Genomic DNA, 26,432 nt, shown 5'->3' on the forward strand with positions numbered 1-26,432 from the left:
GTTTCCTATTCAGATGGAGGTCCGTAGCCAGCTGGTATCACTATTCCGAACCGACTCCCCTAAATCTGCAGCCGCTGGCTCGCGAACTGCGCCGTGTGCCGCAAATCACACTAGAGGTTGAGATTACCTATCAAACCGGTCTAAAGGCTCGGCCCGGTCGCAATATCGTTAACGAGTGCACAGACGGATAGCTGGCAACGACGCCTGCTGTTCCTGTTTCGTATCTGCTCTGAAAGGCCCATTCTTCTATGTGCGGTATCGTTGGAATCCTCGCCCGGCGCGATGTCGTGGGCGATCTGGTCGATGGTTTGAAGCGGATGGAATACCGCGGATATGACTCCGCGGGGGTCTGCACGGTGCACGACGGCCAGCTGGTGCGCAGGCGCGCGCAGGGCAAGTTGCGCAATCTGGTCGATGTGCTGGCGAAGGATCCCGCGCCCGGCCATGTCGGCATCGCGCACACCCGCTGGGCGACGCACGGCGCGCCGACGACATCGAACGCGCACCCACATGCTACGGACGAAGTGGCGCTGGTGCACAACGGCATCATCGAGAACTTCAAGCAGCTGCGCGATGCGCTGATCGCACGCGGTCGCCGTTTCGAGAGCGAGACCGACTCCGAGGTTGTCGCTCATCTGCTGAGCGAGCGGATCGAGGCCGGCGACAGCCCGCAGGACGCGGTCAAGGCCGTACTGCCGCAGCTGCGCGGCGCCTTCGCGCTTGCCATCGCGTTCCGCCAGTATCCGGATATGCTGATCGGCGCGCGGCTGGGTTCGCCTCTGGTGCTGGGCTATGGCGAGGGCGAGACGTATCTTGGTTCGGACGCGCTGGCGCTTGCTCCACTGACCCAGCGCATCGCCTATCTCGAAGAGGGCGACTGGGTGGTGCTGACCCGCGAGGGCGCGCAGGTCTTTGACGCCGACAACGCTCCCGTAGAGCGCGAGGTCACGTTGTCGGGCGTCACCGGCGCGCTGATCGACAAGGGCAACCACCGCCATTTCATGCAGAAGGAAATCTTCGAGCAGCCGGTGGTCGTGGCGCAGACGCTGCAAAGCTATATCCGCTCGGTCGAACAGCAGGTGGCGCTGCCACAGATGGACTTCGAGCTTTCGGACATCGACCGGGTGACGATCATCGCCTGCGGCACCGCATCCTATGTCGGCATGATCGGCAAATACTGGATCGAGCAATTGGCGCGCGTCCCCGTCGAGGTCGATGTCGCGTCGGAATACCGGTATCGCGATCCGGTGCTGTCGCCCGGAATGCTTGGCGTGGTCGTGTCTCAATCGGGCGAGACCGCCGATACGCTGGCGGCCCTGCGCCACATGAAGGCGGGCGGGGTGACCACCGCGGGCATCATCAATGTTCCGACCAGCTCGATGGCGCGCGAGGTCGATCTGTTGCTGCCGACGCACGCGGGCCCCGAGATCGGGGTGGCCTCGACCAAGGCGTTCACCTGCCAGCTGGCGGTGATGGCGGCGCTCGCGGTCAATCTTGCGCGCGCCAAGGGGCGCCTCAGCCAGGCTGAAGAGGCCGAGATCGTGCGCCATCTGATCGAGGCTCCGGCAGCAATCAACGCGGCGCTGGCACATGATGCCGAGATCGAGGCGATGGCGCACACCATCGCACAGGCGCGCGACGTGCTCTATCTGGGGCGTGGGCCGGACTATGCGCTGGCGCTGGAAGGCGCGCTCAAGCTCAAGGAAATCAGTTACATCCACGCCGAAGGCTATGCCGCAGGCGAGATGAAGCACGGCCCCATCGCGCTGATCGACGAGGCGGTTCCGATCATCGTCATCGCGCCCTCGGGCCCGCTGTTCGAAAAGACGGTGAGCAACATGCAGGAGGTGCGCGCGCGCGGCGGCCAGGTGGTGCTGATCTCGGATGCCAAAGGCCTGGCCGAGGCAGGTGAAGGCTGCCTGGCGACGATCGAGATGCCCAAGGTGCACCCCATGATTGGCCCTATGGTTTACTGCGTACCAATCCAGTTGCTCGCCTATCACGTCGCGGTCGCCAAGGGCACCGATGTCGATCAGCCCCGCAACCTGGCCAAGTCCGTCACCGTAGAGTGACCGATGGAACCAGCGAAAGTCCATGCACCCTCAAAGAACCTAGATACATTCAAAGCCAGAAGGACATACGAAATGCGTTCTGACATGGATGAGATCGACACGATCGAAAAAGCAAAAGCAATCGAGTCCATTATTCATACGATCAAGCATCTTGGGCTGTCGATTGAGGATCTGATCAAATATCAGCAGCACCTCGGCGATTACGATCCAACCATTGGTGAGCAGCATATCGACAGCTATGCGCAAGGCTCGCACTAGGCTGCCTTGACAAGAGGCTTCATCGATAGGCGTGCGGCAGCGAGGTTGAGGAAGCTCTCAAACGACAGGGCAGTCTTGTCGTAGCGGGTGGCAATGCAGTGTTGCTGTTTCAGCTTGCTGAACATGCGCTCGATGCGGGTTGCGGTCCTTACAGCGCCGATAGTCTGGATGAACCGGCACTTTCCGGTTCGACCGGGGCGGGATGATCAGCAGAATGCCGCGCATGAGCAGGTTTTTGCGGAACCTTTCGCCGTCGTAACCCTTGTTGGCGAGCAGCGCCTTCGGCTTGGGCAATGGCAGCGCCATAAAGTCATCGACCACATTATAATCCGAAGCCTCTCCGCCGGTCAGGATGAAACCGATAGGCAGTCCTTGATTGTCAGAGTGGAAGTGGACTTTGCTCGTAAATCTGCCGCGTGATCGACCGAAAGGCTGCGTACACGCCCCTATTTTCCGCCCGCTGCCGAGACATGGCCGCGAACCGTGCTGCTGTCAATCATGTGCTGCCAATCGTCGGTCAGGCCCAGATCGACCAGCGTTTGCAGCAGGGCATACCAGACGCCTTGCTCCGCTTAGCGCCGGAACAGGACGTAGACCGAATTCCATTTGCGGTAACGTTTGTGCATGTCGCACCAGGGGCACCCGACCCGCGACACGTGCAGCATTCCATTGAGAAATCGCCGGTTGTCCTCGGCATGCCGAGTCCAGCGGCCTCGCTTAGATGAGAGCAGCGGTCCGATCGGTTCCCATTCCGCACCTGACACATCGCCACGGCCCATGACTACTCCCCAAAGAGCAGCCGTGAAACAGAATATGGGGCGTTTGGGAATCCCTTTTGTCGACACGGCCTAGCATGCACGGTGGCATCAGTAGATACATTGTTGCGCTCTTTGCAATGATGGCGACTGTGACATAAATATTCAGAGGACACTTTCTCCATCGGAAGGTCCTCTGGGGTGTGCCGCGGGTGAACCTAGTGCTCACGCCGGGCTTTCTGGTGGGGCGCGGTATCGAGATCGCCGGGGTCGGCAAGGCATGCAGGGCGAGCGCATTTTGGTGCTGCTGCTGGCATGCAGCCTGCTGATCGTTTCTGGGCTGATGACCGAGAGTATCAAAAAAAAATTTGAATAGCCTGACTTTTTCCAGCCGTGCGCGTTTCACGATATGGAACGTCCCGGAACTGGCGCTTCTCCATGGACCGGCACCGGCCAGCTCGAGCGCTATCCCGGGTCCGCGTGTCGCTGCAAAGGGTTGACGTGTCGCGCTTGACTGGACTGGAAGCATCGCGGAAATGGAAGCAATGGATGTTATCGCTCTCCCGATGAAGCTGGCGGCGCGCCAGGTGGCAAAGCCATGGGGAAAGGCCGATATCCCGGCTCCCTTTAGCAACACCGGCCCCGACAAGATCGGCGAAATCTGGTTCGAAGCCAAAGGTGCTGAGCCACTGGGGCTGATGGTGAAGTACATCTTCACCAGCGAGAAACTCTCGATCCAGGTGCATCCCGGCGATGCCTATGCCCGCACGATCGGCCTATCCGGCGGCAAGGAGGAGTGCTGGCTGGTGCTCGATGCCGAACCCGGTGCGACGCTGGGGATCGGTCTGGTGCGCGACCTCAGCGGTGACGAACTGCGCGCGGCCGCGCTTGATGGCTCGATCGAGCAACTGCTTGCCTGGCACCCGGTGGCGCGCGGCGACTTCTTCTACATCCCGGCTGGCACCATCCACGCCATCGGCGCGGGGCTGAGCCTCATCGAGATCCAGCAGAACGCCGATGTGACCTTCCGGCTGTACGATTATGGCCGCCCGCGCGAACTGCATCTGGACCAGAGCATCGCGGTTGCGAACGCTGCGTCCTATCGCCACACGCTGGCGCGGCACATCGATCTGGACACCGACCAGACACTGGTCGACGGGCCGCTGTTCGGGCTTCGCCTGACAGGAGATGCCCCCGAAACGCTGGACGGAACCGGCCCGCTGCTGGTGATCCCGATCGATGGCAGCGTTTCGGTGCAGACCGCCGCCGGTGCGGTCTCCGCGGCCGCGGGTGAATGTCTCGCAATCGATCCAGCCTCTTCCTATCGTGCCAGCAGCGGCGCGCGCCTCCTGCTCGCCCGCGCTTATGAGAACGGCCAAACTGCATGACGAAAATCACTCCCGTGATCCTTTCGGGCGGCTCGGGCATCCGGCTCTGGCCGCTGTCGGTCGCCGCCCGTCCCAAGCAGTTCCTGCCGTTGGTCACCGACCGCTCGATGTTCGCCGACACGCTTGCCCGCGCCAACGGCTCGGACAGGTTCAGCCTTGCGCTGATCATCGGCGCCGAGCGTCATTTCGATCTATTGCAAGCCGAACTGGCCGAAGCGGGGCTGGACGACGCGCGAATCCTGCTGGAACCCAGCGCGCGTAACACTGCGCCTGCCATCGCGCTGGCAGCACTGGCGGCAGGATCGGGCGATGCCGTGATGCTGGTGATGCCCAGTGACCATGTCATCGGCGATCTAGATGCGTTTCTCGCCGCGGTTGACGCCGCGCGTCCGGCTGCCGAACAGGGCTGGCTGGTCACCTTCGGCATCGAACCGACCGGGCCCGAAACCGGCTTTGGCTATATCCTCATGGCCGCGCCGCTCGCCGATATTCCCGGGGTCCGCAAGGTCGCGCGCTTCATCGAAAAGCCGCCGCGCGACGAGGCCGAGGCAATGCTCGCCGAGGGCAACCATGCCTGGAATGCCGGGATCTTCCTGATGAGAGCCGATCGCTATCTGGAGGAGCTAGCGCTGCACGCCCCCGACATTCTGCGGGCAGCGAGGCAATCGCTGGAAGGCGTGCAGCTCAACGCTCGCACCATCCGCCCGCTGCCCGACCGCTTTGCCGTCTGCCCCTCCGCTTCGATCGACTATGCGGTGATGGAACGCGCCGACCGCGTCGCCATCGTGCCGGTGTCGTGCGGCTGGTCGGATGTCGGCAGCTGGGACGCACTGGCAGGCATCGCCCCGCCCGACGACGCCGGCAACACCAGCCATGGCGAGGTCATCGCGATCGATTGCAGCAATTCGCACATCCATGCCGACGGCATCACCGTCACCGCATCGGGCATCAGTGACCTCATCATCATCGCCAACGGAAGCCACGTGATGATCGTCCCCAAGGGCCGCTCGCAGGACGTCAAGAAGATCGTCGAGGCGCTGAAGGCGGGCGGCTAACCATGGACAGAGGGAAAGACACCGAGGTAAATCTGTGACCCGGTTCGCTTACCCTCCCGCACCGTGGCTGCTGATCCCATTGTGCCTCGGGATCGCGGCCTGCAGCGCCGGCGGTGGGACCGCGGCTGGCGCCGACAACAGCACAAAGGCGCGCATGATGGGCAATCCGGTGGTTCATTTCGAGATCCCCGTCACCGACATGGACCGGGCGGTGGCGTTTTACGAAGGCGTGTTCGGCTATCGGCTCACCCGGCAAGAGGTCGACGGATATGACATGGCGTTCTTTGCTCGCGCCGACGGGGCTGCCGGTGCAAGCGGGGCGCTGGCCAGAGGCGATGTCTACCGGCCGAGCAAAGAAGGTGTGATCGTCTATTTCGATGTGCCCGATATCGATGCGGTGCTACGCATGGCCAGCAGTCGCGGTGCCAGCATACTCTATCAGAAAAAGGATATCGGCGCGGCAGGGTTCGTCGCCGAAATCGAGGACAGTGAAGGCAATCGCATCGCGCTGTCGCAGGTCAGGGACTGACCCCGGGCCCGGCTATTCCTCGTCGCGCAGCGCCGGGGCGACCCGTTCTTCCTGCGGCGTCGGCGGCGGACGGCGCACCGGGGGCCGGGGTTCGGCCTGACGGACCTGCGGCCGGTTGACGGGATCACGGCCAAGCGCGCGATCTATGAAATTGTCATCCAGCCGCTCGGGCTGCTGCACCGGCGGCGGCGCGAACGGGTCGGGCTCGGCCGGGCCGCGGCCCGGATCGATCGGGTTGCCGTTCTCGTCGATGAAGATCACATCGTCGGGCGAGCCGAAATAGGCCTCGTCATCGGGCTCTAGCTGCCACTCGGGAAGCTTGAGCTCGGTATCGAACGGCTCGACCTTGCGCTTGGCGACCGCGACCTTCATGAATTGCGCGAACGCGCGCGCGGGCGCGGTGCCGCCCTGCAGCCCGCCGACCGGGCGGGCATCGTCGCGGCCCATCCAGACGCCGGTGGTGATCCCGCTCGAAAAGCCAAGGAACCAGCCGTCCTTGTTGCTGTTGGTGGTGCCCGTCTTGCCCGCCACCGGCCGTCCGATCTGCGCGGCGCGCCCGGTGCCGACATTGACCGCGGTCTGCAGCAGGTCGGTCATCCCGGCGGTGACGTGCGGCGGTACGAGCACCTGGCTCATGTCGGATTCATGGCTGTAGAGCACCTCGCCATCGCTGGTGGTGACCTTGGTGATACCATAAGGCGAAATTGCAACCCCGCCCGAGCTGACCCCGGCAAAGGCGCGCACCATATCGATCACGCGGACCTCGGACGATCCCAGCACCATCGACGGCAAGGTCGTGATCGGCGTGGTGATGCCGAAGCGGCGCGCCATGTTGGCGATCGAGCTGGTGCCGACATCCTCGCCGATACGCGCGGCAACGGTGTTCTTGGAATAGGCAAAGGCGGTGCGCAGCGTGATATCGCCCGCATAGCTGCCGCCGCTGTTGCGCGGCGACCAGCCGCCGATGGTGATCGGCGCGTCGGTGACGATGTCTTCGGGCGTATAGCCCGCCTCCAGCGCGGAGAGATAGACGAACAGCTTCCACGCCGAACCCGGCTGGCGCAGCGCGCTGGTGGCGCGGTTGTAGTTGGAGGTGACGTAATCGGTGCCGCCGACCATCGCGCGCACCGCGCCATCACGGTCGAGCGAGACCAACGCGCCCTGCGCACCGCCCGGAACATTGGCCTGAATCGCCGCAGTGCCTGCGCGCTGCATGTTGAGATCGAGCGTGGTCCACACCACGATCGGCTCGCCATTGTCCTCGATCAGCGTGTCGAGCTGGGGCAATGCCCAATCGGTGAAATAGCGCACCGAATTCTGGCCCTTTTCGGGCGCGAACTCGACGCCTTCAAGATCCGCCTCGGCGGCCTGGGCCGGGGTGATCGTGCCGACATCCCGCATCACCTGCAGCACCACGCCCGCTCGGCCCAGAGCAGCCTCGCTGTCGGCAGTGGGGGAATAGCGGGAGGGTGCCTTGACCAAGCCGGCGATGATCGCGGCCTCGGCGAGCGACAGCGTCTTGGCATCATGGTTGAAGAACTTGCGCGCCGCCGAATCCACGCCATAGGCGCCGCCGCCGAAATACACCTTGTTGAGGTACAGCTCGAGGATCTGGTCCTTGGAGAACTTGCGCTCCAGCGCCAGCGCGAGCACGCCTTCGCGGATCTTGCGGGTATAGGAACGGCTGTTGCTGAGGAAAACGTTGCGCGCGAGCTGCTGGGTGATAGTCGATGTGGCCCGCACGCGGCCGCCGCCTGCGACCGAATTGTAGATCGCGCGGCCGATGCCGATCGGGTCGACGCCGGGGTGATAGGCGTAGCGGCGGTCCTCGACAGAGACCATCGCATCCTTCATCACCTGCGGAATGTCATCGATATCGAGCCATTCGCCGAAGCTTGGGCCCAGTTGCATGATCTCGGTGCCATCGGCGGCCTTGACCAGGATCATCTGGCCGTTGGGAGAGGATTTCAGGTCCTGAAAGCTGGGCAGCGAACCCATCACGGTGACCACCGCGACGACAAGGCCGATCAGCCCGATCACCGCTGCTGCCGAGCCGATCTTGACGAAACGCCAGAACCACAGGCGCGGACCGCTTGCGGGCCTGGGCTTCGACGCGGCCCTGTCACCCTTGTCTTTCACCGCCATGTGCAATCGGCCCCGATCATTGTGCCCAGCTCATTGTGCCAGGCTCATTATGCAACGCGCGCATCAGCCGCGCCGCAGCAAAGCGCCGCGTTTTGCAGCATCCGGCTTTCGCGTTGCTGAATATCGCGTCCAGTGCCATGCGCCAAGGCGTTTCGGTGGGGCCTCATGCCGTGCCCGGCCCGCCTGGCGCGTCGCCTGCCACATCGCCTGCAAGCGCCTGCGCCATTGCGAGTTCACGCGGCGTGTTGACGTTCATCAGCGCGCCTGGCTCCGGAAACTCCACCGCGCGCGCGCCCAGCGCCTCGCCCAGGCGGCGCAGCGACCATTTTTCGGCGCAGACCTCTGCCGGAAGGGCTGCGATCACCGCGCGCGCATCCCACAGCGCGAAGGCGGGCTGCCAGGCGCCAGGGCTGCCACCGCCGCCGTCGTCTGCGGCCATCGCCACCGGCGCAGATGCCGCGAGCCGTTCGACCAGATCGTCCGGAACGAAGGGCGCATCGACCGGCGCGGTGACGAACGCATGCACGTCGCGCGCCGCCAGATGCAGCGCCGCCGCGCGGATCGCGCCGACGGGTCCCGCTGGGCCTTCGGGGAGATCGGCGATCGCCTCGAGCCCGGTGCCATAATCATGCGGCGCTGACAGCAGCACCTGCCCCACCTGCCGCGACAATCGCCGCACCACTCTGTCGATCATGCGTTCGCCGCCGATCAGCGCCAGCGCCTTGTCCTCGCCCTGCATGCGGCGCGACTGGCCGCCTGCCAGCACCACGGCGACCTGCGGCAGGGACATATCCATCAGGCTCAGTTCGCAGGCGCCTTGGGGGCCAGCGGCGAGGGCTGCTCGATCGGCTGGCCAGCGGCATCGCGCAGGCCGCGAGGTTCGAGAATGGCAGCGCTTTCGATGATGTCGAGAGCGCGCCGCGCCTCGGCATAGATCCGCGCCTTGGCCAGCCAGTCGGCGGCCTTGTTGCTTCCGGGCAGCCGCTCGATCTCGGCGAGTGCAGCCTCGACCCGCCCGGCCTCCAGATAGCGCTTGGCGCGCTGCAGCCGCTGCGAGGGGGTCTGCGACACGCTGCCCTGCTGCTCGACGACGAACAGCTCGCTCGCCTCGCGCTGCAGCGCATCGAAAAAGCCTTCATTGGCGGCGCGACCCGAGACGATCGAGGGGCCGATCTCCTCAAGCTGCGCGCGCAATTGGTCCATGGTGACGGGGTTGCGCGCGGCGCGCACGATGGTGGCGACCGCATTGGGCTGTGCTGCGCCGAAACGCAGCTGCAGCTGGCCTTCGAGATAGCCCAGCGCCGAGGCGCGGTCGAGCGCGCGGCGCGCGGCAAAGGCGATCAGCAGCCCCTCGGCGCGCCCGGCATTGCCCGATGCCTCCTGCGCCTGAACATTGATCAGCGACAGCCGGTTCTCGAGCTCTGCCACCCGCACATCGAGCGCACGCGGCGAAACCGGGCCCCCGAGCATGCCGCCTGTCATCGCAGGCGGCGGACCGCCGGCGCCGGGACCTGCCGGATCTGCGGTAATGACATTGCGGTCGAGCGCGGTCTGCGCAGGCGTTGCAGGCGTTTCGGTGAACCAGCCCGAGCGGGTGATCAGCCAGCCCGACAGCGTCGCTCCGCCGACAAAGGCAAGCGCCAGCAGGATCAGCAGCGTCCTGCCGCTGGCGCCTTGCGAAGGGCGGCCCGGGCGGGGGGTCTCGGGGTTCATCATGTCTCCGGTTGGTGATTGGGTGCGGCATGCTGGCACAGGGCGTCCGCCACGTCCAGCAAAGCACGGTCGTCGGTCGAGGCCGCGACGCGCACCGCAGCCCAGCCGGACCCCGCCGCATCGACCAACGCAGGCGCGAACAGGGCGAGGCTGATCCGCCCGCGATCCAGCCCGGCGGAATCGACCAGGGCGGCAAAGTGCGAGGCCGCGCGCGCCGAATGCAGCAGCACCACGCAGGGGTTGGCCAGCGCATCTGCCAACGCAGGGGGCATCGGCAGCGCGCGCGACCGATAGACGATGCGGGTGTCGATCGCGAGGCGGCTGTCGGGAAGATCGACGCGGTCTTCGCCCGCCAGCCGCAGGATGTGCAGATGGCCGTCCTCGACCAGCATCGGCAGCAGGGCGGAGAGACCACCCTGCCCCTGGCCGCGCACCCGGAAGCCGAGGTCCAGCGCCATCCGCGCGGTCTTGCCGCCCACCGCATAGACGGGCAGGTCCTTGAGGTCCGCGAGCGCCGGGCCGCCATGGCGAAAGACATTGGCGCTGCCCACCAGCAGAGCGTCATAGGCGGACGGATCGACGGGGCTCCAGGCGACCTGCTCGATGACGAACAGCGGCGTCACCAGCGGATCGTGCCCCGCGGCGCGCAGCGCCTGCGCGGTCGCGGTGGCGCCGGGCTGAGGCCGCAGCACGATGATGCGCGCGCCCGCCATCAGCCCGGATGGAACAGCCGCGTGATCGTCTCGGGGGCCTGGGCCAGCAGATCGGCGGCCAGCCGCGCCGGTGCGCCAGGATCGTTCGCCGCAAAGCGGATGTCGCCCGCGACATGCTGCGCGCCGTCTTCGGAATAGAGCACCGCGCGCAGATGGATCGTGGTGCCCGAATTCCGCGCCAGTGCAGCGATCGCCGAGTGGCAGTCGCCGCCCAATGCCTCGAGCAGGGCGCGTTCCGCCATCACGCAGGCCGAGGTCGGGGCATCGTCGATCCCGCCGATCAGCGCGCGCATGGCCGCATCATCCCGGCGCACTTCGATCCCCACCGCGCCTTGCGAGGGGGCAGGCAGCCAGCTGTCGCTGTCCAGCCGCACCGAGGCGATCCCCGGCAGCGTCTCGCCCAGCCGGTCGAGCCCGGCGGCGGCGAGCAGCGTCGCATCGGCCTCTCCGGCCTGCAGCTTGCCGATGCGGGTGGCGACATTGCCGCGGAACAGCACCGGCACGATATCGGGGCGAAGGCTACGAATCTGCGCGGAGCGGCGCGGCGAGCTGGTGCCGAAGCGCGCGCCGTGCGGCAGCGCATCGATGCTCGCAGCGCCCAGCAGGACATCGCGGACATCCGCGCGCGGCAGCATCGCGGCGAGCACGAAAGCTTCGGGGCGGATGGTCTCGACATCCTTCATCGAATGCACCGAAAGGTCGATCGTACCGCCGCCCAGCGACCAGTCGAGCTCGCGCGTCCACAGCGCCTTGCCGCCGACATCGGCAAGCGGGCGGTCGGTGATCCGGTCGCCGCTCGCCACCACCGGCGACAGCTCGACCTGATCTTCGGCCAGCCCCCAGCGCGCGCGCAGCGCGGCGGCGGTCATGTGTGCCTGCGCCATCGCCAGCGGCGATGCGCGGGTGCCCAGCCGGATGGGCCGGTCGGCGAGGATTTCGGCTATGCCTTCGGGCAGGTCGGCGCGGGCGCCGGGGTGCAATGTCTCTCCCATGCACCTTGTGCTAGCGGCCAATAGCGATAAGGGAAAGCCCCATGGCAATCATCCTCGGCATCGAATCAAGCTGCGATGAAAGCGCGGCCGCGCTGATCGGGTCCGATCGCAGCATCCTGGCGCACCGGCTGGCGGGGCAGGAAGACGCGCACCGTCCCTATGGCGGCGTGGTCCCCGAGATCGCCGCGCGCGCGCATGTCCAGATCCTCACCCCGCTGATTCAGGCCGCGCTCGACGATGCCGGGCTCACCCTCGACGATGTCGATGCGGTCGCCGCGACCGCAGGCCCCGGGCTGATCGGCGGCGTGATGGTCGGGCTGGTCACCGCCAAGGCGCTGGCGATGGCGGCGGGCAAGCCGCTGATCGCGGTCAACCATCTCGAGGGCCATGCGCTCTCGCCAAGGCTCGCCGATGCATCGCTCGAATTTCCCTATCTGCTGCTGCTCGTCTCGGGCGGGCATTGCCAGATCCTGCGGGTCGATGGCGTGGGCCAGTACCGCAGGCTGGCGACGACGATCGATGATGCCGCAGGCGAGGCATTCGACAAGACCGCCAAGATCCTGGGGCTGGGCTATCCCGGCGGGCCAAAGGTCGAGGCGCTGGCGAAGACCGGCGATGCGCGGGCGGTACCGCTGCCCCGGCCATTGCTGGGCAGCGCCGAGCCGCATTTCTCGTTCGCAGGCCTCAAGAGCGCGGTGCTGCGCGCGGCGCAAAGCGGGAGCCATAGGCCCGAGGATATCGCCGCAAGCTTTCAGGCGGCGGTGGTCGATTGCCTGATCGACAGGCTCGAAAAGGCTCTGTCCGGCTCTGCCGACGAGGGAGAAAGCCCCCGAACCCTTGTCGTCGCAGGCGGGGTCGCGGCGAACGGCGCGATCCGCTCGGCGCTCGAGGCGCTCGCCAACCGCCACGATATGGGCTTTGTCGCCCCGCCTCTGTGGCTTTGCACCGACAATGCGGCGATGATCGGCTGGGCGGGAGCAGAACGCTTCGCTTTGGGGCTGACCGATCCGCTGGATATCGCCGCGCGCCCGCGCTGGCCGCTCGACCCACAGGCAGAAGCGGCGCGCGGCGCAGGAGTGAAGGCATGAGCGACACCAAACCAACGGTCGGCGTGATCGGCGGCGGCGCCTGGGGCACTGCGCTGGCGCAGATGCTGGCGAGCGATGGCCGCGAGGTGCTGCTCTGGGCGTTCGAACCCGCGGTGGTCGAGGAGATCAACGCGCAGCACCGCAACAGCGCGTATCTCACCGGGATCGATCTTAACCCCGCGATCCGGGCCAGCACCGATCTGGCTGATCTGGCCGGTTGCGCGCTGCTGCTGGTGGTGACCCCCGCGCAGCACATGCGCCACGTGCTTGCCGCGTTGCCGCCCGGCACCGCCGATCTGGTGCTGTGCTGCAAGGGCATCGAGGAGGCGAGTGGCGACCTGATGGTCGATGCCGCGCGCGCCGCGGCTCCGGGACGCCCGCTTAGCGTACTGTCGGGCCCGACTTTCGCGCATGAGGTCGCGCGCGGCCAGCCCACCGCGGTGACGCTGGCATGCGAGGATCACGCGCAATGGGAGCGGATCGCGCCGCAGATCGCGCGCCCCGCCTTCCGGCCCTATTTCACCACCGACATCACCGGCGCCGAAATCGGCGGTGCGGTCAAGAATGTGCTCGCGATCGCGTGCGGCGTGGTCGAGGGGCTGGGGCTGGGCCAGAACGCCCGTGCCGCACTGATCGCGCGCGGTTTTGCCGAGATGACGCGGTTCGGCCTGGCCTGCGGGGCGCAGGCGGAGACGCTGTCGGGCCTGTCTGGGCTGGGCGATCTGGTGCTGACCTGCTCGTCGGTGAGCTCGCGCAATTTCTCGCTGGGCAAGGCACTGGGCGAGGGTCGTAACGCCGCCGAGATTCTCGCCGACCGCGCAACCGTGGCCGAAGGCGCCTTCACCGCGCCGGTGCTGCAGCGCGTGGCGCGCGACCGGGGCGTCGCGATGCCGATCGTCGACACGGTTTGTGCATTGCTGACAGGCGACGTCGCAGCGGGCGCTGCGGTGGCGGCGCTGCTGGCGAGGCCGCTGACAGCGGAATAGACGCCCCCTCTCGTCTGTGCCTCCCTACCCCGCTCAGTCTGAGCCTGTCGAAGGCCATTCAATCTGTTCGCGTAACCAAACATGTCATCCTGAACTTGTTTCAGGACCCATTGTGCGTTTCTGCGAAGTGGGCAGCGAGCCGTGAAATGGGCCCTGAAACAAGTTCAGGGTGACGGACTTTGACAGCCGGGGCAAACGGCGCGCGGCCTTCGACAGGCTCAGGCTAAGCGGCTGATGGTGAAGGGTCGTTATCACTCCCCCGCCAGTATCCCCGCCAACCCGGCCTCGTAATCCGGATAGCGCAACTCCCAGCCCAGCAACCGTTTCGCCTTGCCGTTCGCCACCCGGCGGTTCTCGGCGTAGAAGCCAAGCGCCATCGGCGACAGGTTCGCCTCCTCCAGCGTCTGCAGCGGCGGCGGCGGCATGTCGAGCAGGCGGCACGCCGCCTCGATCACCAGATTCTGCGAACAGGGCAGGTCGTCGGCGAGATTGTACACCCCCGCCGGGCCTGCAAACGATGCGATCACCCCGCCTGCGATATCGTCGACATGCACCCGGCTGAACACCTGACCGGGCATCGCGATTCGCTTGGCCCCGCCATCGCGCACCCGGTCGAGCGCGCTGCGCCCGGGGCCATAGATCCCCGGCAGCCGCAGCACATGGACACGCGAGTCGAGTGCCTGCCAGTCGAGATCGGCTTGGGTGCGCGCGTTGCGCCTGCCGGTGCCGACAGCCGAGCCTTCATCCACCCACGCCCCGCGCGCATCGCCATAGACACCGGTCGAGGACAGATAGCCGATCCAGCGCGCGGGCGCGGCGCGCAGCGCATCGGCATAAGCGGCGAGCACCGGGTCAGTGCTGCTGGCGCGATCGGGCGGAACGCTCGAGAGGATGTGGCTCGCGCCTGCCAGCGCGGCGTGGCCGGCAGCGCTGTCGGCAAAATCGGTGTCGCCCGCACGGCCCGTGCCCTGCACCTGCCAGCCCTGGGCGCGCAGCCGCTGCGCAAGGATCGAGGCGGTATAGCCCATGCCGAAGATGAAAAGCCTGCTCATGGCGCGCGACCCTAATGCCGTGGCAGCGGCTGACAAGCGTTTGCGGGAGTTTGCGACCGTCAGGCCAGCCGGGTTTCGCGCTCGATCGGGCGGGGGCGGTGGTTGTCATCGAGCGCGACAAAGGTGAACAGGCCGCTGGTCACGCGCACCTCCTGCTCGCCGCGGTCACGGGTCGCGATGACATCCAGCCGGATCGCAATCGAGGTGCGGCCCACCCGCTCGACCTCGGCATAGACCGAGATGATATCGCGCAACAGGATGGGGGCAAGGAACTGCATCGCCTCGATAGCGACAGTGGCGCAAGGCCCCTGAACCTCGCGGCTGGCGACGATTCCGCCTGCGATATCCATCTGCGCCAGCACCCAGCCGCCGAAGATATGGCCATTGGAATTGATGTCCGCAGGCGCGGGCACCACCCGCAGCACGGGATCGCGACACTCGGTCAGGCGATCGGTGGTCTCAGTCATGGAATTGCCCCCCGGTTGGCACCCGGCACTCCGGCCCCCGGTCACGGAGACTCGGGATCGAGCGCGTCGTCTATCGATTCGTCATGGCCGGTGCCGCTGGAAAGGAACACCAGCCCCATCAGCGCCGCGGTCAGCAACATCGTGAAGCCTATGCCCAGCGCCGCAGCGATGTACATGTGGATCGAGACCGTTCCGTGCAGCATGAACAGCACGCCCAATATGCTCACCACCGCCAACGCCGTGGCCGCCGCCATCCAGCCCATCACCCGCCAGTAGCGGCGCCAGGCAAAGCGGGCATATTCGGGATCATCGAGATTGGAAAAGCGGGGCATGGAAGGGGATATAGGTCGAGATGCCTTTTCTTTCCAAGCATTTCGTGGGACCATCGCTCTGCTTGAGTCGCCATGGCGGACCTCGTTGCATTGCCGCCTTTGTCAGAGGGACCGGGCGTAACGCTTAGGAGGGCGCATGTCATGACCATTGCCAATATTCTGTCCGGGCGCGATGGCGCGGTCCACCAATGCACCTGCAATGCCACCGTGCGCGATGCGGCCAACCTGCTCGCGGAAAAGCGCATCGGCGCGCTGCCGATCGTGCGCGACGGCGAGGTGGTCGGCATCTTCTCCGAGCGCGATCTGGTCTACCGGCTGCATTCGGACGGCCCCGATATTCTCGATCAGCCGGTCGAAAAGGCGATGACCGCGCCCGCGATCACCGTTGCCCCCGACACTGCGGTGATGTCCGCGCTCTCGCTGATGACGCGCAGGCGGATCCGCCATCTGCCGGTGGTCGAAGGCACGACTTTGATCGGCTTCGTCTCGATCGGCGATCTGGTGAAGTACCGCATCGACAAGATCGAAAGCGAGGCCGCGGCGCTGAGGGATTACATCCAGAGCGTTTGAGGGCGGCTGTTCTCCAGTTTTTTGCCCGTCATTCCCGCGAACGCGGCAATCCCGCTTTGTCTGGCCCCTCGGGCAGAAGCGGGCCCCCGCCTTCGCGGGGGTGAAGACAAAAGGGCTGGGGCCGGGCACTAACCCCTATCGCATCAGCCCGCCCAGCAGATTGCGCGCGAACCGGCCGAGGCCCGGAAAGCCGAACGCCTTGCCCAGTTCGGTCGCGACCGTGCCCGCGGCCGCGCTTGCCGCGCTGGCACCCGGGCGCGCGCTGCTCTTCTTGCCGCGGATGGCGCCTGCAATCACCGCGCCGGCCGAGGCGGCTGCCGCCCCGGCTGCGGCATTCCCTGCCTTGGCCCAGATCGATGTCGTCTTGCGCGGCTGCTTCGCCACCTCGTCCTTGCCCTTGGCCTCGACTTCCTCGGCGACCGCGGCAGCGTCGGCGGCCTTCTGTGCGAGCACCTCCATCGCCGATTCGCGTTCGATCCGCGTGTCGTACTTGCCATCATAGGGCGAGACCGACTGGATGATCGCGCGCTCCTTGGGGGTCAGTGGCCCCAGCCGCGAGCGCGGCGGCTTGATCAGCGTGCGCTGGGTGACCGAAGGCGAACCGTCCTCGAGCAATGTCGACACCAGCGCCTCGCCGGTCTTGAGTTCGGTGATCGCGGTCTCAACGTCGAGATCGGGGTTGATTCGGAAAGTGTCCGCTGCCGCCTTGATCGCCTTCTGGTCGCGCGGGGTGAAGGCGCGCAGCGCGTGCTGCACCCGGTTGCCCAGCTGGCCTGCGACCTTTTCAGGGATATCGATCGGGTTCTGGGTGATGAAATAGACGCCCACCCCCTTGGAACGGATCAGCCGGACGACCTGCTCGATCTTTTCCTCGAGCGCCTGCGGCACGTCATCGAACAGCAGATGCGCCTCGTCGAAGAAGAAGACCAATTTGGGCTTTTCAGGATCGCCGACCTCGGGAAGCGTCTCGAACAGTTCGGACAGCAGCCACAACAGGAAGGTCGCATAGAGCTTGGGGCTCTGCATCAATTTGTCGGCGGCAAGCACGTTGATATAGCCGCGCCCCTGGTCGTCGCAGCACAGGAAATCGTCGATCTCGAGCGCGGGTTCACCGAAGAACTGGCCTGCACCCTGGCTTTCCAGCTGGAGCAATTGCCGCTGGATGGTGCCAACGCTGGCCTTGGTGACATTGCCAAACCGGGCGGAAAGCTCGCTCGCATTCTCGGCGGTATAGGCGAGCACCGATTGCAGATCGGCAAGATCGAGCAGCAGCAGCCCCTTTTCATCGGCATAGCGGAAGGCGATGTTGAGCACGCCTTCCTGCGTGTCGTTCAACCCCATCAGCCGCGCGAGCAGCAGCGGCCCCATCTCGCTGATCGTGGTGCGGATCGGGTGGCCCTGTTCGCCGTAAAGGTCCCAGAAGATCGCGGGGTTGTCCGAATAGGCAAAGCCCTCGAGCCCGATCTCGGCGGCGCGCGAGACAAGCTTGTCATGCGCCTTGTGGGTGGGCGAGCCCGGCATCGCGATCCCGGCAAGGTCCCCCTTCACATCGGCGACGAATACCGGAACGCCCTCGGCCGAAAAGCTCTCGGCAATCCCCTGCAATGTTACCGTCTTGCCGGTGCCGGTGGCGCCCGCGACCATGCCGTGCCGGTTGGCACGGGCAAGCACGAGCACCTGCCGCTCCCCGCCGCCAAGGCCTAGAAAGATATCGGACATAGGTGGTGCTCCCCGCAGCTGCTGTTTGCGGATGTATGCCGCGAGAGCAGGGGCAAGTCGAGGGAGGTTACAAGAGTATGCACGTTGCGCGGCAGTTCAGGCCCACCCCGGCTTCGGCTTCGCCTCAGCTACCCCTCCCGCAAGCGGTAGGGGAGAATGTTGCGCCGTCCCTCTCCCCTCCCGCTTGCGGGAGGGGCAGCGCGGCTTGCCGCGCGGGGTGGGCCTGTAAAGACCTAGATCCACCCGCCCAGTTCGCGCCGCACCAAAGTCTCGAGCATGTCCATGCCCTCGCCGCTGGCGTTGAGGCACGGCAGGTACGCAAACTTCTCGCCGCCGGCATGCTCAAACTGCTCGCGGCCCTGGATTGCCAGCTCCTCAAGCGTCTCGAGGCAATCGACCGAAAAGCCGGGCGCGACCACCGCGATGCGCTTGACGCCCTTCTTGCCCAGTGCCTCGAGCGTCGCGTCGGTCGCGGGCTCGAGCCATTTGGCGCGGCCGAAGCGCGACTGGAACGAGACGACCAGCTCGCGCCCCATCGCCTCGCTCAAAAGCCGTGCGGTCTTGCGACACTGGCAGTGATAGGGATCGCCCAGATGCAGCGTGCGCAATGGCATGCCGTGGAAGCTGGTGACGATCTCTTGGGGCTCGAAATCGAGCGAGGCGATCGCGTGCTCGATGTTGCGCTTGAGCGCATCGATATGCGCCGGGTCATCATGATAGGCGGGCAAAGTGCGGATCGCGGGCTGCCAGCGCATCGCCTGCAGCACCTCGAACGCCTTGTCGTTGGCGGTGCCGGTGGTCGCGCCCGAATATTGCGGATAGAGCGGGGCGAGCAGGATGCGGTCGCAGCCGGCCTCCTTCATCGCCTTGATCCGCAATTCGATCGAGGGCTGGCCATAGCGCATCGCGTAATCGACCAGCACCGCATCGCCCAACCTGGCCTTGAGCGCCTCGGCCTGCCGTCGCGAATACACCGCGAGCGGCGAGCCCTGGTCGGTCCAGACCTCGGCATAGGCAGCCGCAGATTTCTGCGGGCGGGTGTTGAGGATCACCCCGCGCAGCAAGGGCTGCCAGACGATCGCGGGGATTTCCACCACGCGCTTGTCGGAGAGGAACTCGCCCAGATAATCGCGCACCGCCTTGGTCGTCGGCGCTGCGGGCGTACCCAGATTGATCAGCAGCACGCCAATGCGGGGCTTCAGGATCGGCGGGTGATCGGCATCGGGCTTCATTCCCGACCTGGAAATATCGAAATCGCTCACAGGCCACCTGACAGCAATGGCAGCTGGCGGAAGCGCAGGCCGGTGGCAGAGGCGAGCGCGTTGGCAATCGCGGGCGCGACAGCAGGCACGCCGATCTCGCCAAGGCCCGCAGGCGGCTCCTGGCTCTCGATAAAGTCCACGCGGATCTCCGGTATGTCGGCCAGTTGCGGCAGGGAAAGGTCTCTCAAGGCTCTGGCATCGGGATAACCATCGGTCCAGCCGGTGGCGCACCCCATCGCCATCGCAAGGCCGAATATCATGCCGCCCTCGATCTGTTGCAAGGCTATGTCGTGATTGATGATGCGCCCGGCATCGACCACCGCGGACAATCGCTCGACCCGAAAGCCGCCGCGCGCGCCTGCGCCATCTGTACCGCTGCCGCCGCGCGAGGCGCTGGCGACCACCGCGATGTGCGCGCCGTTCCAGCTGCAGCAGGCGACGCCCTGGCCGCTGTTGTCGAGCCCGCCGTCCCATTCGGCGAGCCCCGCCACCCGGGTGAGGCAATTGGCGAGGCGGATGTTCTGCCCCAGCATCTGCACCCGGTACGACAAGGGCTCGCGCCGCGCCTGCGCGGCCAGCTCGTCGATGAACGATTCGGTGACGAACACGCCATAGCTCGCACCATTGCCGCGCCAGCGCCCGGTGGGGATGTCGATGCGTACCGGATAATGATCGATCGCGACGTTCGCGATATCGTACGGAACCATTGCACCTGAAACCGCCATCCGGTCGGCATCGCCGCTGGTGTCGGCAATCGCCTCCATGCCGTGCGAATCGTTGAACAGCCGCTGCGCCGATTCGCGCGCGCTGGGCGGGCAGGCGATCTTGACCGAGAGCGCGGCGATGTTCGCCTGTTCGTCGATCAGCGCCGCGACGCGCGCCGCGACGGGCGTGCGGACGGGATCGCGCACCGCCTCTTCCTGACGCGAGCGGGTGAGCTGCACCGGTCGGCGCAGGTCGCGCGCGAGGATCGCGGCAGGCGCGACCAGATCGTCATCGAGCCTGCGGTCGAACGATCCTCCTGCGGGCATGGGATAGATCTGCACATTGGCCAGCGCGATGCCCAGCGCCTTGGCCGCGCGCCGCCGTGCGGCTGCCGGGGCCTGACTCGCCACCCACAGTTCCAGCCGGTTGTCGGCAAAGCGCGCGGTGACCGCGCCGGTTTCGAGCGTCGCATGCGGCGCGGCGGCGATGGCATAGCGCGCCGCCAGCCCCCTGCCCCCGGCAAAGCCCGCATCGCCCTCGCCGCGTTCGATCATCCGATAGCCGGTGCCCCAATCGCCGCTCTTGCCCTCGATCGCCTTGGCGAGCAATTCAGCGACATCCTCGCCGCTGCGCCGTTTGCCGCTGTGGAGGAACCGCGGGCGCAGGCGGTTGACCGCCTTGTCCGCCGCCCACCAGCTGGTCGCCGCCGCCGCGACCCAGTCTTCGCCCTGGACGATGTCGATCAGCCCGGTCACGCCATCGGCCAGCTTGCGATCGACGCCGACCAGGGCGGTCGCGCCCACCGGTCCCTGACGGATCGCGGCATAGACCATGTCGGGCAGGCGGACATCGCCCGCAAAGGTGGCGCTGCCATCGACCTTGCCGGGCAGGTCCAACCGCGCAAAGGGCGGCGCATCGCCCACCGGCTCGGCGCGGACATTGCCCGGGAGCGTGGTGCGCAACGGCGCAGGATCGGGAACGGCATAGCCCACTGCCTCGGCAGCGAGTTCGGCGAAGCGCAGCTTCTCGTTGCCCCAGACGACGAAGCCGTCGCGGGTATCGGTTTCCTCGACCGTTGCGCCCCAGCGGTCCGCTGCCGCCTGGCAGAGCAGCGAGCGCGCGGTCGCAGCCGCCGCGCGGTATCCCGCCTCATAAGCGGTGACCTCGGTATCGCCTGCGGTCACCACGAACTCGCGCATCGCGGCCCAGCGGCGCACCAGAATGTCGTTGGCATCGGGCTGCAGCGCCAGCACCGGGGGCAGCAGCAGCGGAGCCCATTCGCTCGCGAGCATGGTGTTGGCGAACACCGGAACCGGCGGCGCGGGCTCTATCGCGATCGTCCGCCAGTCCGCGCCCAGCTCTTCGGCAACGATCTGCGCGAGCACGGTGCCCACCCCCTGCCCCATTTCGCAATGCGGATTGCTGACGATCACGGTGCCGTTGGCGGCGATGCGAAGATAGGCGCCGAACACCGCCTCGTCGCCGATCAGCCCGGGCGGATTGTCATAGCGGCGGGGCCACAGCGCCCAGGCGACCGTCAGTCCGGTGCCCGCGGCTGCGGTGATCAGCAGGCCGCGCCGCGTGATGTGCACCATGTTCAGCCTGCCGGCCCGAACCGGTTGTCGATCCAGGTCGAGATGCGGCCTGCAATCGCGGCGAAGCTGTCGGAGATCAGCCCCTCGCCCGATGCCGGCGGCACGCCCGCATCGCTCGACCGGCGGATCACCATGTCGAGCGGAACGCGGCCCAGGAACGGCAGGTTCATCGACTTGGCCGCCGCTTCCGCGCCGCCGATGCCGAAGGGATCGGACAATTCGCCGCAATGCGGGCAGACATAGCCCGCCATGTTCTCGATCAGCCCGATGATCGGAATGCTGCCCTGTTCAAACAGGCTGATCGCGCGCACCGCGTCCATCAGCGCCAGATCCTGCGGGGTGGAGACGATCACCGCCCCTGCCGGCTTGTGTTTCTGCAGCATCGAGAGCTGGACGTCGCCGGTGCCCGGCGGCAGATCGACGATGATGTCGGTGATATCGCCCCATTGCGCGTTGATCAGCTGGTCGAGCGCCTTGCCCGCCATCGGCCCGCGCCAGGCGATGGCCTGACCCTGCGGCACGATATGGCCCATCGAGAGCAGAGGCACGCCATAGTCGTTGGGCACCGGCACCAGTTTGTCGTCGCGCGCGGTGGGTTTGACATCCTCGCAATCGAACAGGCGCGGCTGGCTGGGGCCGTAGATATCGGCATCGACCAGCCCGACCTTGCGCCCGGCGCGGTGCATCGCCACCGCCAGATTGGCGGAAAAGGTGGACTTGCCGACACCCCCCTTGCCCGAGCCGACCACGATCAGCCGCGGCGGACGGCGCTCTGCGGTCATCGCGACCTGCACCTTGGTGACGCCCTCGATCTTGAGCAGCGCGCCCTTGAGCGCGATCTCCATGCGGTCGCGCGCGAGGCCATCGAGCCCGCCGACATCGAGCACCAGCGAAACCACGCCGCCTTCGCGCAGCCGCACGCCACTCGCCCTGCCCTCGCTCGCCGCGGCTGCAGCGGTTTCAATTTCGTTCAGCTCTGCCATATTCGTCCCAAGCGCATAAAGCGGCGCACCATCATCCGGCAAGCCCCTGCCCTGCCTAGACGAAATGCGCGTGTCCGCAAAACAGATGCGCATGAAACCCCTGTTTTTATCGGAGTCACGTCCTATAAAGAGAGTATGACAAGACTGACCGGCTGGTTTTCCAACATTGCGACTATGGCCAACAACAGCCCCTGGGGCGGCGGATCGGGAGGTTCGGGCGGCCCCGGCGATTCCGGATCCGGCGGTGGCGCAGACAATGGCAGCGGTGGGGGTCCGCGCAATCCGTGGCAGCCCGCAGGGGCCAGTCCGACCGGTGGCCGCAAGGCATCCAATATCGAAGAGCTGTTCAAGCGGCGCGGCGGTGGCGGCGGCGGTTTTGGTGGCGGCGGCTTTGGCGGTCTGCCCCGGCGTCCCAACGGCAAGAGCTATCTTCCCATCGCCATCGGCCTGATCTTCGTGCTGTGGCTGCTGCTCACCAGCATCCACCGTGTCGGCCCGCAGGAGCGCGGCGTGGTCTCGTTCCTCGGCTCCTATTCGCGCACGCTGGAACCCGGCATCGCGATGACGCTGCCCTCGCCGGTGGAATCGTTCGAGGTCGTCGATGTCCAGAACATCCGCACCATCGATATCCCCGCCGCAGGCACGCAGGAAAACCTGATCCTGACCGGCGACCAGAACTTGGTGGACCTTGCCTATTCGGTGCGCTGGACGATCAAGGACCCCACGCTTTACCTGTTCCAGCTGGCCGATCCTGAAGCAACCATCCGCGAGGCGGCAGAAGCCGCGATGCGCGCCAGCGTGGCCGAAGTGACGCTCGATGATGCGATCGGCCCTGGCCGTATCGAGGTCGAGCAGAAGGTTGAGCAGCGGATGAAGGAGCTGCTCGACGGCTATCGCTCGGGCATCCAGGTCCAGGGCGTCGCGATCAAGAAGGCCGACCCGCCCGAAGCCGTCAACGAAGCATTCAAGGCGGTGTCCGCCGCGCAGCAGGAAGCGCAGACCTTCCTCAACGAGGCGCGCGCTTATGCCCAGCAGCTCACCGCTGCCGCGCAGGGCGAGGCCGCCGCATTCGACAAGGTCTACGAGGAATACCGCATGGCGCCCGAAGTGACGCGTCGGCGCATGTATTACGAAACCATGGAGCGGGTACTGTCCAAGCTTGACAAGACGATCATCGAACCGGGCAATGTCGTCCCCTATCTGCCGCTGCCGGAACTGCGCAAGCGGGTGGAAGCGACCCCTGCGCCGCCTGCGCCAGCGACCGGGGAGGCACGCTGATGGGATCGATGATGCAACGCCCGATGCTGCTGCTCGGCCTGCTCGCATTGCTGCTGATCGTGCTGGCAAGTTCGGTCGCGGTGGTGCCCGAAACCAAGCAGGCGGTGATCGTCCGCTTCGGACAGCCGGTGCGCACCTTCAACGTCTATCGCGAGAACGAGGAATTCGGCCAGACCGGCGCGGGCCTCATCGCGCGCATCCCGTTTGCCGAACAGATCGTCTGGGTCGACAAGCGCGTGATCGCGGTCGAGATGGAGCAGCAGCAGGTGCTCTCCACCGACCAGTTGCGGCTTGAGGTCGATGCCTATGCGCGCTTCCGGATCGTCGACCCCGAGCGGATGTACGTCTCTGCCGGAAGCGTCGAGCGCGTCGCTGCTGAGCTTCGCCCGATCCTGGGCTCAGCGCTACGCAACGAGCTCGGCAAGCGCCAGTTTGCAGCCTTGCTGAGCCCCGAGCGCGGCGGCATCATGGACCGCATCCAGGCCGGGCTTGACCGCATCGCATCGCAGTACGGCGCGCAGATCGTCGACGTGCAGATCAAGCGCGCCGACCTGCCGCAGGGCACCCCGCTGCAGAGCGCGTTTCAGCGGATGCGCACCGCGCGCGAGCAGGAAGCACGCACCATCACCGCGCAGGGCCAGAAGAACGCGCAGATCATCCGCGCCGAGGCCGATGCATCCGCATCGCGTACCTATGCCAACAGCTTTGGCAAGGATGCGTCCTTCTATGAATTCTACCGTGCAATGCAGAGCTATGAACGGACGTTCCTGGGTGGATCGGGCGAAACCTCGATCATCCTGTCGCCCAACAACGAATATCTGCGCGAATTCCAGGGTCGGGGTAATCGCTAAACCGGTGCGGCGCACCTGATGCGCCGCACCATTCAATCTGCGTTCAGGCGCGGGTTGCAAACCGGACGTACCAAGGTTTTGCACCGGCTTGTCGGTGTTCTGGGGAAGCCGGTGGTCGCGTCTTAAGACATGAAGAGGAATCACACGTGCGATACGCTTATGCAGTGACGTCAGCCCTTTTGCTCGGTGGCAGCGCCGTCGTGCTGGCCACCGGCCAGCCACTGGGCGCGCAGGTCGCCCAGAACGACCAGAGCGCGATGATGGCAGCCGCCCCGCGCCCCGGCGCGCCGATGAGCTTTGCCGACCTCACCGAACAGCTGCAACCTGCGGTGGTCAACATCTCCACCCGCCAGCGGGTCCGCGTGGCCAACAATCCCTTTGCCGGAACCCCGTTCGGCGGCCTGTTCGGCGCGCCCGAAGGCGGCGGTGGCGGCGGCACCCGCGAGGCACAGTCGCTGGGATCGGGCTTCATCATCTCGGCCGATGGCTATGTCGTCACCAACAACCACGTGATCGCAGCAGAGGGCAATGCCTCGGTCGAATCGATCACCGTGACCATGCCCGACGGCACCGAATACCCCGCCCGGCTGATCGGCCGCGATCCGCAGTCGGACCTTGCCGTGCTTAAGATCTCGGGCACCAAGCCCTTCCCGTTCGTGCGCTTTGGCGATTCGACCAAGGCGCGTGTCGGCGACTGGATCCTCGCGATCGGTAACCCCTTCGGCCTGGGCGGCACGGTGACCTCGGGAATCATCTCGGCGGTCTATCGCAACACCGGACAGGGCGGCGCCTATGACCGCTATCTGCAGACCGACGCCGCGATCAACCGGGGCAATTCGGGTGGCCCGATGTTCGACCTCAACGGCAACGTCATCGGCATCAACAACGCGATCATCTCGCCCACCGGCGGCAGCGTCGGCATCGGCTTTGCGATCCCTGCCGAAGTCGCCGCACCCATCGTCGAGAAGCTGCGCAGCGGAACCGCGATCGAGCGCGGCTATCTCGGCGTCGGCATCACGCCGCTGACCGATGATCTTGCCGCCTCGCTGGGCCTGCCCAAGAAGCGCGGCGAGTTCATCCAGCGCGTCGAACCGGGTGAACCGGCGGAGAAGGCCGGGCTGAAGGCCGGCGATGTCGTGGTGTCGGTCGACGGCAAGGACGTGACTCCCGATCAGACGCTGTCGTTCATCGTCGCCAACACCGCCCCAGGCAAGCGCATCCCCGTTGTGGTGGTGCGCAATGGCGAACGCATGACGCTGACCGCGACGGTCGGCAAGCGTCCGAGCGAAGAGGAGCTCAACGCACAGGCATTCAACCCCGAAGCTGCCGAAGACTTCTCCGATCAGGACGAACAGGTCAGCGAGCAGGCCACCCGCCAGGCGCTGGCCATGGCAGTGACCGAACTGACCCCGCAGATCGCGCGACAGATCGGCGTGCCGCCCGAGCTCAAGGGTGTCGTGGTGGCCGCGGTCGATCCTTCGGGCGATGCCGCGACCAAGGGCATCCGCCGCGGCGACGTGATCCTCTCGATCAACAACCGTCCGGTCTCGACCGGAGCGGATGTCGACCGGGTGATCGCCGAGGCGCGCGCTGCCAACCGCGAAGCCGTGCTGCTGCGCGTCCAGCGCCGCACCGGCCAGCCGCAGTTCCTGCCGGTACGCCTGCGCACGAAGTAAGGGCGGCTCAGGGCGAAAACGGACAAGGGGCGGTACCATAGGGTGCCGCCCCTTTTCGTTGAGCATTGGGCTAACTTCATCGCCGTCACCCCCGCGAACGCGGGGGTCCCGCTCTTGTGAAGCCGTTTGTGCATAAGCGGGATTTCCGCGTTCGCGGGAATGACGAGATCGTACACCCACCGCGCCCACGCTTTTCGCGAGCGTCAACTTGTCTTGCCTGCCGCGGCTTCCTAGTGTGGCCGCGAAAG

Annotated in this window: 23 protein-coding genes and 1 pseudogene; 11 read left to right on the top strand and 13 right to left on the bottom strand. The window is 66.2% G+C overall.

The window, feature by feature from the left end:
- Nucleotides 1-248 precede the first annotated feature (248 nt).
- Together glmS and B5J99_RS19500 are read left to right on the top strand one after the other, a co-directional pair.
- Entirely contained in the window at nt 249-2,072 is a 1,824-nt protein-coding gene (glmS, locus tag B5J99_RS05915; RefSeq protein WP_117351861.1) for a glutamine--fructose-6-phosphate transaminase (isomerizing), read from the top strand.
- Between the two features lie 84 nt (nt 2,073-2,156).
- Nucleotides 2,157-2,330 (top strand): hypothetical protein, encoded by a 174-nt coding sequence (locus B5J99_RS19500; protein WP_162892478.1) that lies wholly within the window; start codon nt 2,157-2,159, stop codon nt 2,328-2,330.
- Here B5J99_RS19500 and B5J99_RS20050 read toward each other — a convergent pair.
- Nucleotides 2,327-3,109: pseudogene (locus B5J99_RS20050) on the bottom strand (IS5 family transposase). The gene B5J99_RS19500 and the pseudogene B5J99_RS20050 overlap by 4 nt on opposite strands.
- A 521-nt stretch (nt 3,110-3,630) precedes the next feature.
- Between B5J99_RS20050 and B5J99_RS05925 the strand changes: the two are divergent.
- From B5J99_RS05925 to B5J99_RS05935, 3 genes are all read left to right on the top strand, one after another.
- Complete coding sequence (locus tag B5J99_RS05925) at nt 3,631-4,473, top strand: class I mannose-6-phosphate isomerase (RefSeq protein WP_117351862.1); 843 nt, start codon at nt 3,631-3,633, stop codon at nt 4,471-4,473.
- Nucleotides 4,470-5,528 (top strand): mannose-1-phosphate guanylyltransferase/mannose-6-phosphate isomerase, encoded by a 1,059-nt coding sequence (locus B5J99_RS05930; protein WP_117351863.1) that lies wholly within the window; start codon nt 4,470-4,472, stop codon nt 5,526-5,528. Before B5J99_RS05925 ends, B5J99_RS05930 begins: the two co-directional genes overlap by 4 nt.
- A gap of 154 nt (nt 5,529-5,682) precedes the next feature.
- The gene (locus tag B5J99_RS05935; RefSeq protein WP_117353379.1) at nt 5,683-6,057 is read left to right on the top strand and encodes a VOC family protein; all 375 of its coding nucleotides are present in this window, start codon (nt 5,683-5,685) and stop codon (nt 6,055-6,057) included.
- Nucleotides 6,058-6,069: 12 nt separating this feature from the next.
- On the opposite strand, the gene B5J99_RS05940 is transcribed toward B5J99_RS05935, so the two are convergent.
- From B5J99_RS05940 to hemC, 5 genes are all read right to left on the bottom strand, one after another.
- Nucleotides 6,070-8,202 carry a transglycosylase domain-containing protein gene (locus tag B5J99_RS05940; protein WP_117351864.1) on the bottom strand — a complete coding sequence of 711 codons (2,133 nt, stop codon included), beginning with the start codon at nt 8,200-8,202 and terminating at the stop codon, nt 6,070-6,072.
- 163 nt (nt 8,203-8,365) lie between these two features.
- Nucleotides 8,366-8,998, bottom strand: coding sequence for a molybdenum cofactor guanylyltransferase (mobA, locus tag B5J99_RS05945; protein WP_117351865.1), 633 nt, complete (start codon nt 8,996-8,998; stop codon nt 8,366-8,368).
- A gap of 5 nt (nt 8,999-9,003) precedes the next feature.
- The gene (locus B5J99_RS05950) at nt 9,004-9,918 is read right to left on the bottom strand and encodes a mitofilin family membrane protein (protein WP_069051156.1); all 915 of its coding nucleotides are present in this window, start codon (nt 9,916-9,918) and stop codon (nt 9,004-9,006) included.
- A complete protein-coding gene (locus tag B5J99_RS05955; protein ID WP_117351866.1) occupies nt 9,915-10,628 on the bottom strand; it encodes a uroporphyrinogen-III synthase in 714 nt (237 codons plus the stop codon). The genes B5J99_RS05950 and B5J99_RS05955 overlap by 4 nt, the downstream gene beginning before the upstream one ends.
- Nucleotides 10,628-11,620, bottom strand: a complete 993-nt coding sequence (hemC, locus tag B5J99_RS05960) for a hydroxymethylbilane synthase (protein ID WP_117351867.1) — start codon at nt 11,618-11,620, stop codon at nt 10,628-10,630. The genes B5J99_RS05955 and hemC overlap by 1 nt, the downstream gene beginning before the upstream one ends.
- A 41-nt stretch (nt 11,621-11,661) precedes the next feature.
- On the opposite strand from hemC, the gene tsaD reads away from it, so the two are divergent.
- Both tsaD and B5J99_RS05970 read left to right on the top strand, forming a co-directional pair.
- Nucleotides 11,662-12,708 (top strand): tRNA (adenosine(37)-N6)-threonylcarbamoyltransferase complex transferase subunit TsaD, encoded by a 1,047-nt coding sequence (tsaD, locus tag B5J99_RS05965; protein ID WP_117351868.1) that lies wholly within the window; start codon nt 11,662-11,664, stop codon nt 12,706-12,708.
- The gene (locus B5J99_RS05970; RefSeq protein ID WP_117351869.1) at nt 12,705-13,694 is read left to right on the top strand and encodes an NAD(P)H-dependent glycerol-3-phosphate dehydrogenase; all 990 of its coding nucleotides are present in this window, start codon (nt 12,705-12,707) and stop codon (nt 13,692-13,694) included. The genes tsaD and B5J99_RS05970 overlap by 4 nt, the downstream gene beginning before the upstream one ends.
- A 251-nt stretch (nt 13,695-13,945) precedes the next feature.
- Here B5J99_RS05970 and B5J99_RS05975 read toward each other — a convergent pair whose 3' ends face one another.
- From B5J99_RS05975 to B5J99_RS05985, 3 genes are read right to left on the bottom strand one after another with little or no spacing between them, the layout of a single operon-like run.
- Nucleotides 13,946-14,746, bottom strand: a complete 801-nt coding sequence (locus tag B5J99_RS05975; RefSeq protein WP_117351870.1) for a Rossmann-fold NAD(P)-binding domain-containing protein — start codon at nt 14,744-14,746, stop codon at nt 13,946-13,948.
- Between the two features lie 59 nt (nt 14,747-14,805).
- Nucleotides 14,806-15,213, bottom strand: a complete 408-nt coding sequence (locus tag B5J99_RS05980; RefSeq protein ID WP_117351871.1) for an acyl-CoA thioesterase — start codon at nt 15,211-15,213, stop codon at nt 14,806-14,808.
- A gap of 41 nt (nt 15,214-15,254) precedes the next feature.
- On the bottom strand, nt 15,255-15,545 hold the full coding sequence (locus B5J99_RS05985) for a hypothetical protein (protein ID WP_054135137.1): 291 nt from the start codon (nt 15,543-15,545) through the stop codon (nt 15,255-15,257).
- A 141-nt stretch (nt 15,546-15,686) separates the two neighbouring features.
- Between B5J99_RS05985 and B5J99_RS05990 the strand changes: the two genes are divergently transcribed.
- Complete coding sequence (locus tag B5J99_RS05990) at nt 15,687-16,115, top strand: CBS domain-containing protein (RefSeq protein ID WP_054135138.1); 429 nt, start codon at nt 15,687-15,689, stop codon at nt 16,113-16,115.
- 135 nt (nt 16,116-16,250) lie between these two features.
- Here the strand turns inward: B5J99_RS05990 and B5J99_RS05995 are convergent, their stop codons facing one another.
- The 4 genes from B5J99_RS05995 to B5J99_RS06010 form a co-directional block, all read right to left on the bottom strand.
- The gene (locus B5J99_RS05995; protein ID WP_117351872.1) at nt 16,251-17,834 is read right to left on the bottom strand and encodes a helicase HerA-like domain-containing protein; all 1,584 of its coding nucleotides are present in this window, start codon (nt 17,832-17,834) and stop codon (nt 16,251-16,253) included.
- A 233-nt stretch (nt 17,835-18,067) separates the two neighbouring features.
- Nucleotides 18,068-19,066 (bottom strand): ferrochelatase, encoded by a 999-nt coding sequence (gene hemH / locus B5J99_RS06000; protein ID WP_117351873.1) that lies wholly within the window; start codon nt 19,064-19,066, stop codon nt 18,068-18,070.
- 26 nt (nt 19,067-19,092) lie between these two features.
- The gene (locus B5J99_RS06005; RefSeq protein WP_245991766.1) at nt 19,093-21,396 is read right to left on the bottom strand and encodes a molybdopterin cofactor-binding domain-containing protein; all 2,304 of its coding nucleotides are present in this window, start codon (nt 21,394-21,396) and stop codon (nt 19,093-19,095) included.
- A gap of 2 nt (nt 21,397-21,398) precedes the next feature.
- Nucleotides 21,399-22,379, bottom strand: coding sequence for an Mrp/NBP35 family ATP-binding protein (locus B5J99_RS06010; protein WP_117351874.1), 981 nt, complete (start codon nt 22,377-22,379; stop codon nt 21,399-21,401).
- Between the two features lie 135 nt (nt 22,380-22,514).
- On the opposite strand from B5J99_RS06010, the gene hflK reads away from it, so the two are divergent.
- The 3 genes from hflK (at nt 22,515) to B5J99_RS06025 (ending at nt 26,184) form a co-directional block, all read left to right on the top strand.
- The gene (gene hflK, locus B5J99_RS06015) at nt 22,515-23,657 is read left to right on the top strand and encodes an FtsH protease activity modulator HflK (protein ID WP_069051149.1); all 1,143 of its coding nucleotides are present in this window, start codon (nt 22,515-22,517) and stop codon (nt 23,655-23,657) included.
- Nucleotides 23,657-24,508, top strand: coding sequence for a protease modulator HflC (gene hflC / locus B5J99_RS06020; RefSeq protein ID WP_054135141.1), 852 nt, complete (start codon nt 23,657-23,659; stop codon nt 24,506-24,508). Before hflK ends, hflC begins: the two co-directional genes overlap by 1 nt.
- Nucleotides 24,509-24,654: 146 nt before the next feature.
- The gene (locus tag B5J99_RS06025; RefSeq protein WP_211337883.1) at nt 24,655-26,184 is read left to right on the top strand and encodes a Do family serine endopeptidase; all 1,530 of its coding nucleotides are present in this window, start codon (nt 24,655-24,657) and stop codon (nt 26,182-26,184) included.
- The last annotated feature ends 248 nt before the right edge of the window (nt 26,185-26,432 follow it).

This window comes from Blastomonas fulva (assembly GCF_003431825.1).
Lineage (GTDB): Bacteria > Pseudomonadota > Alphaproteobacteria > Sphingomonadales > Sphingomonadaceae > Blastomonas > Blastomonas fulva.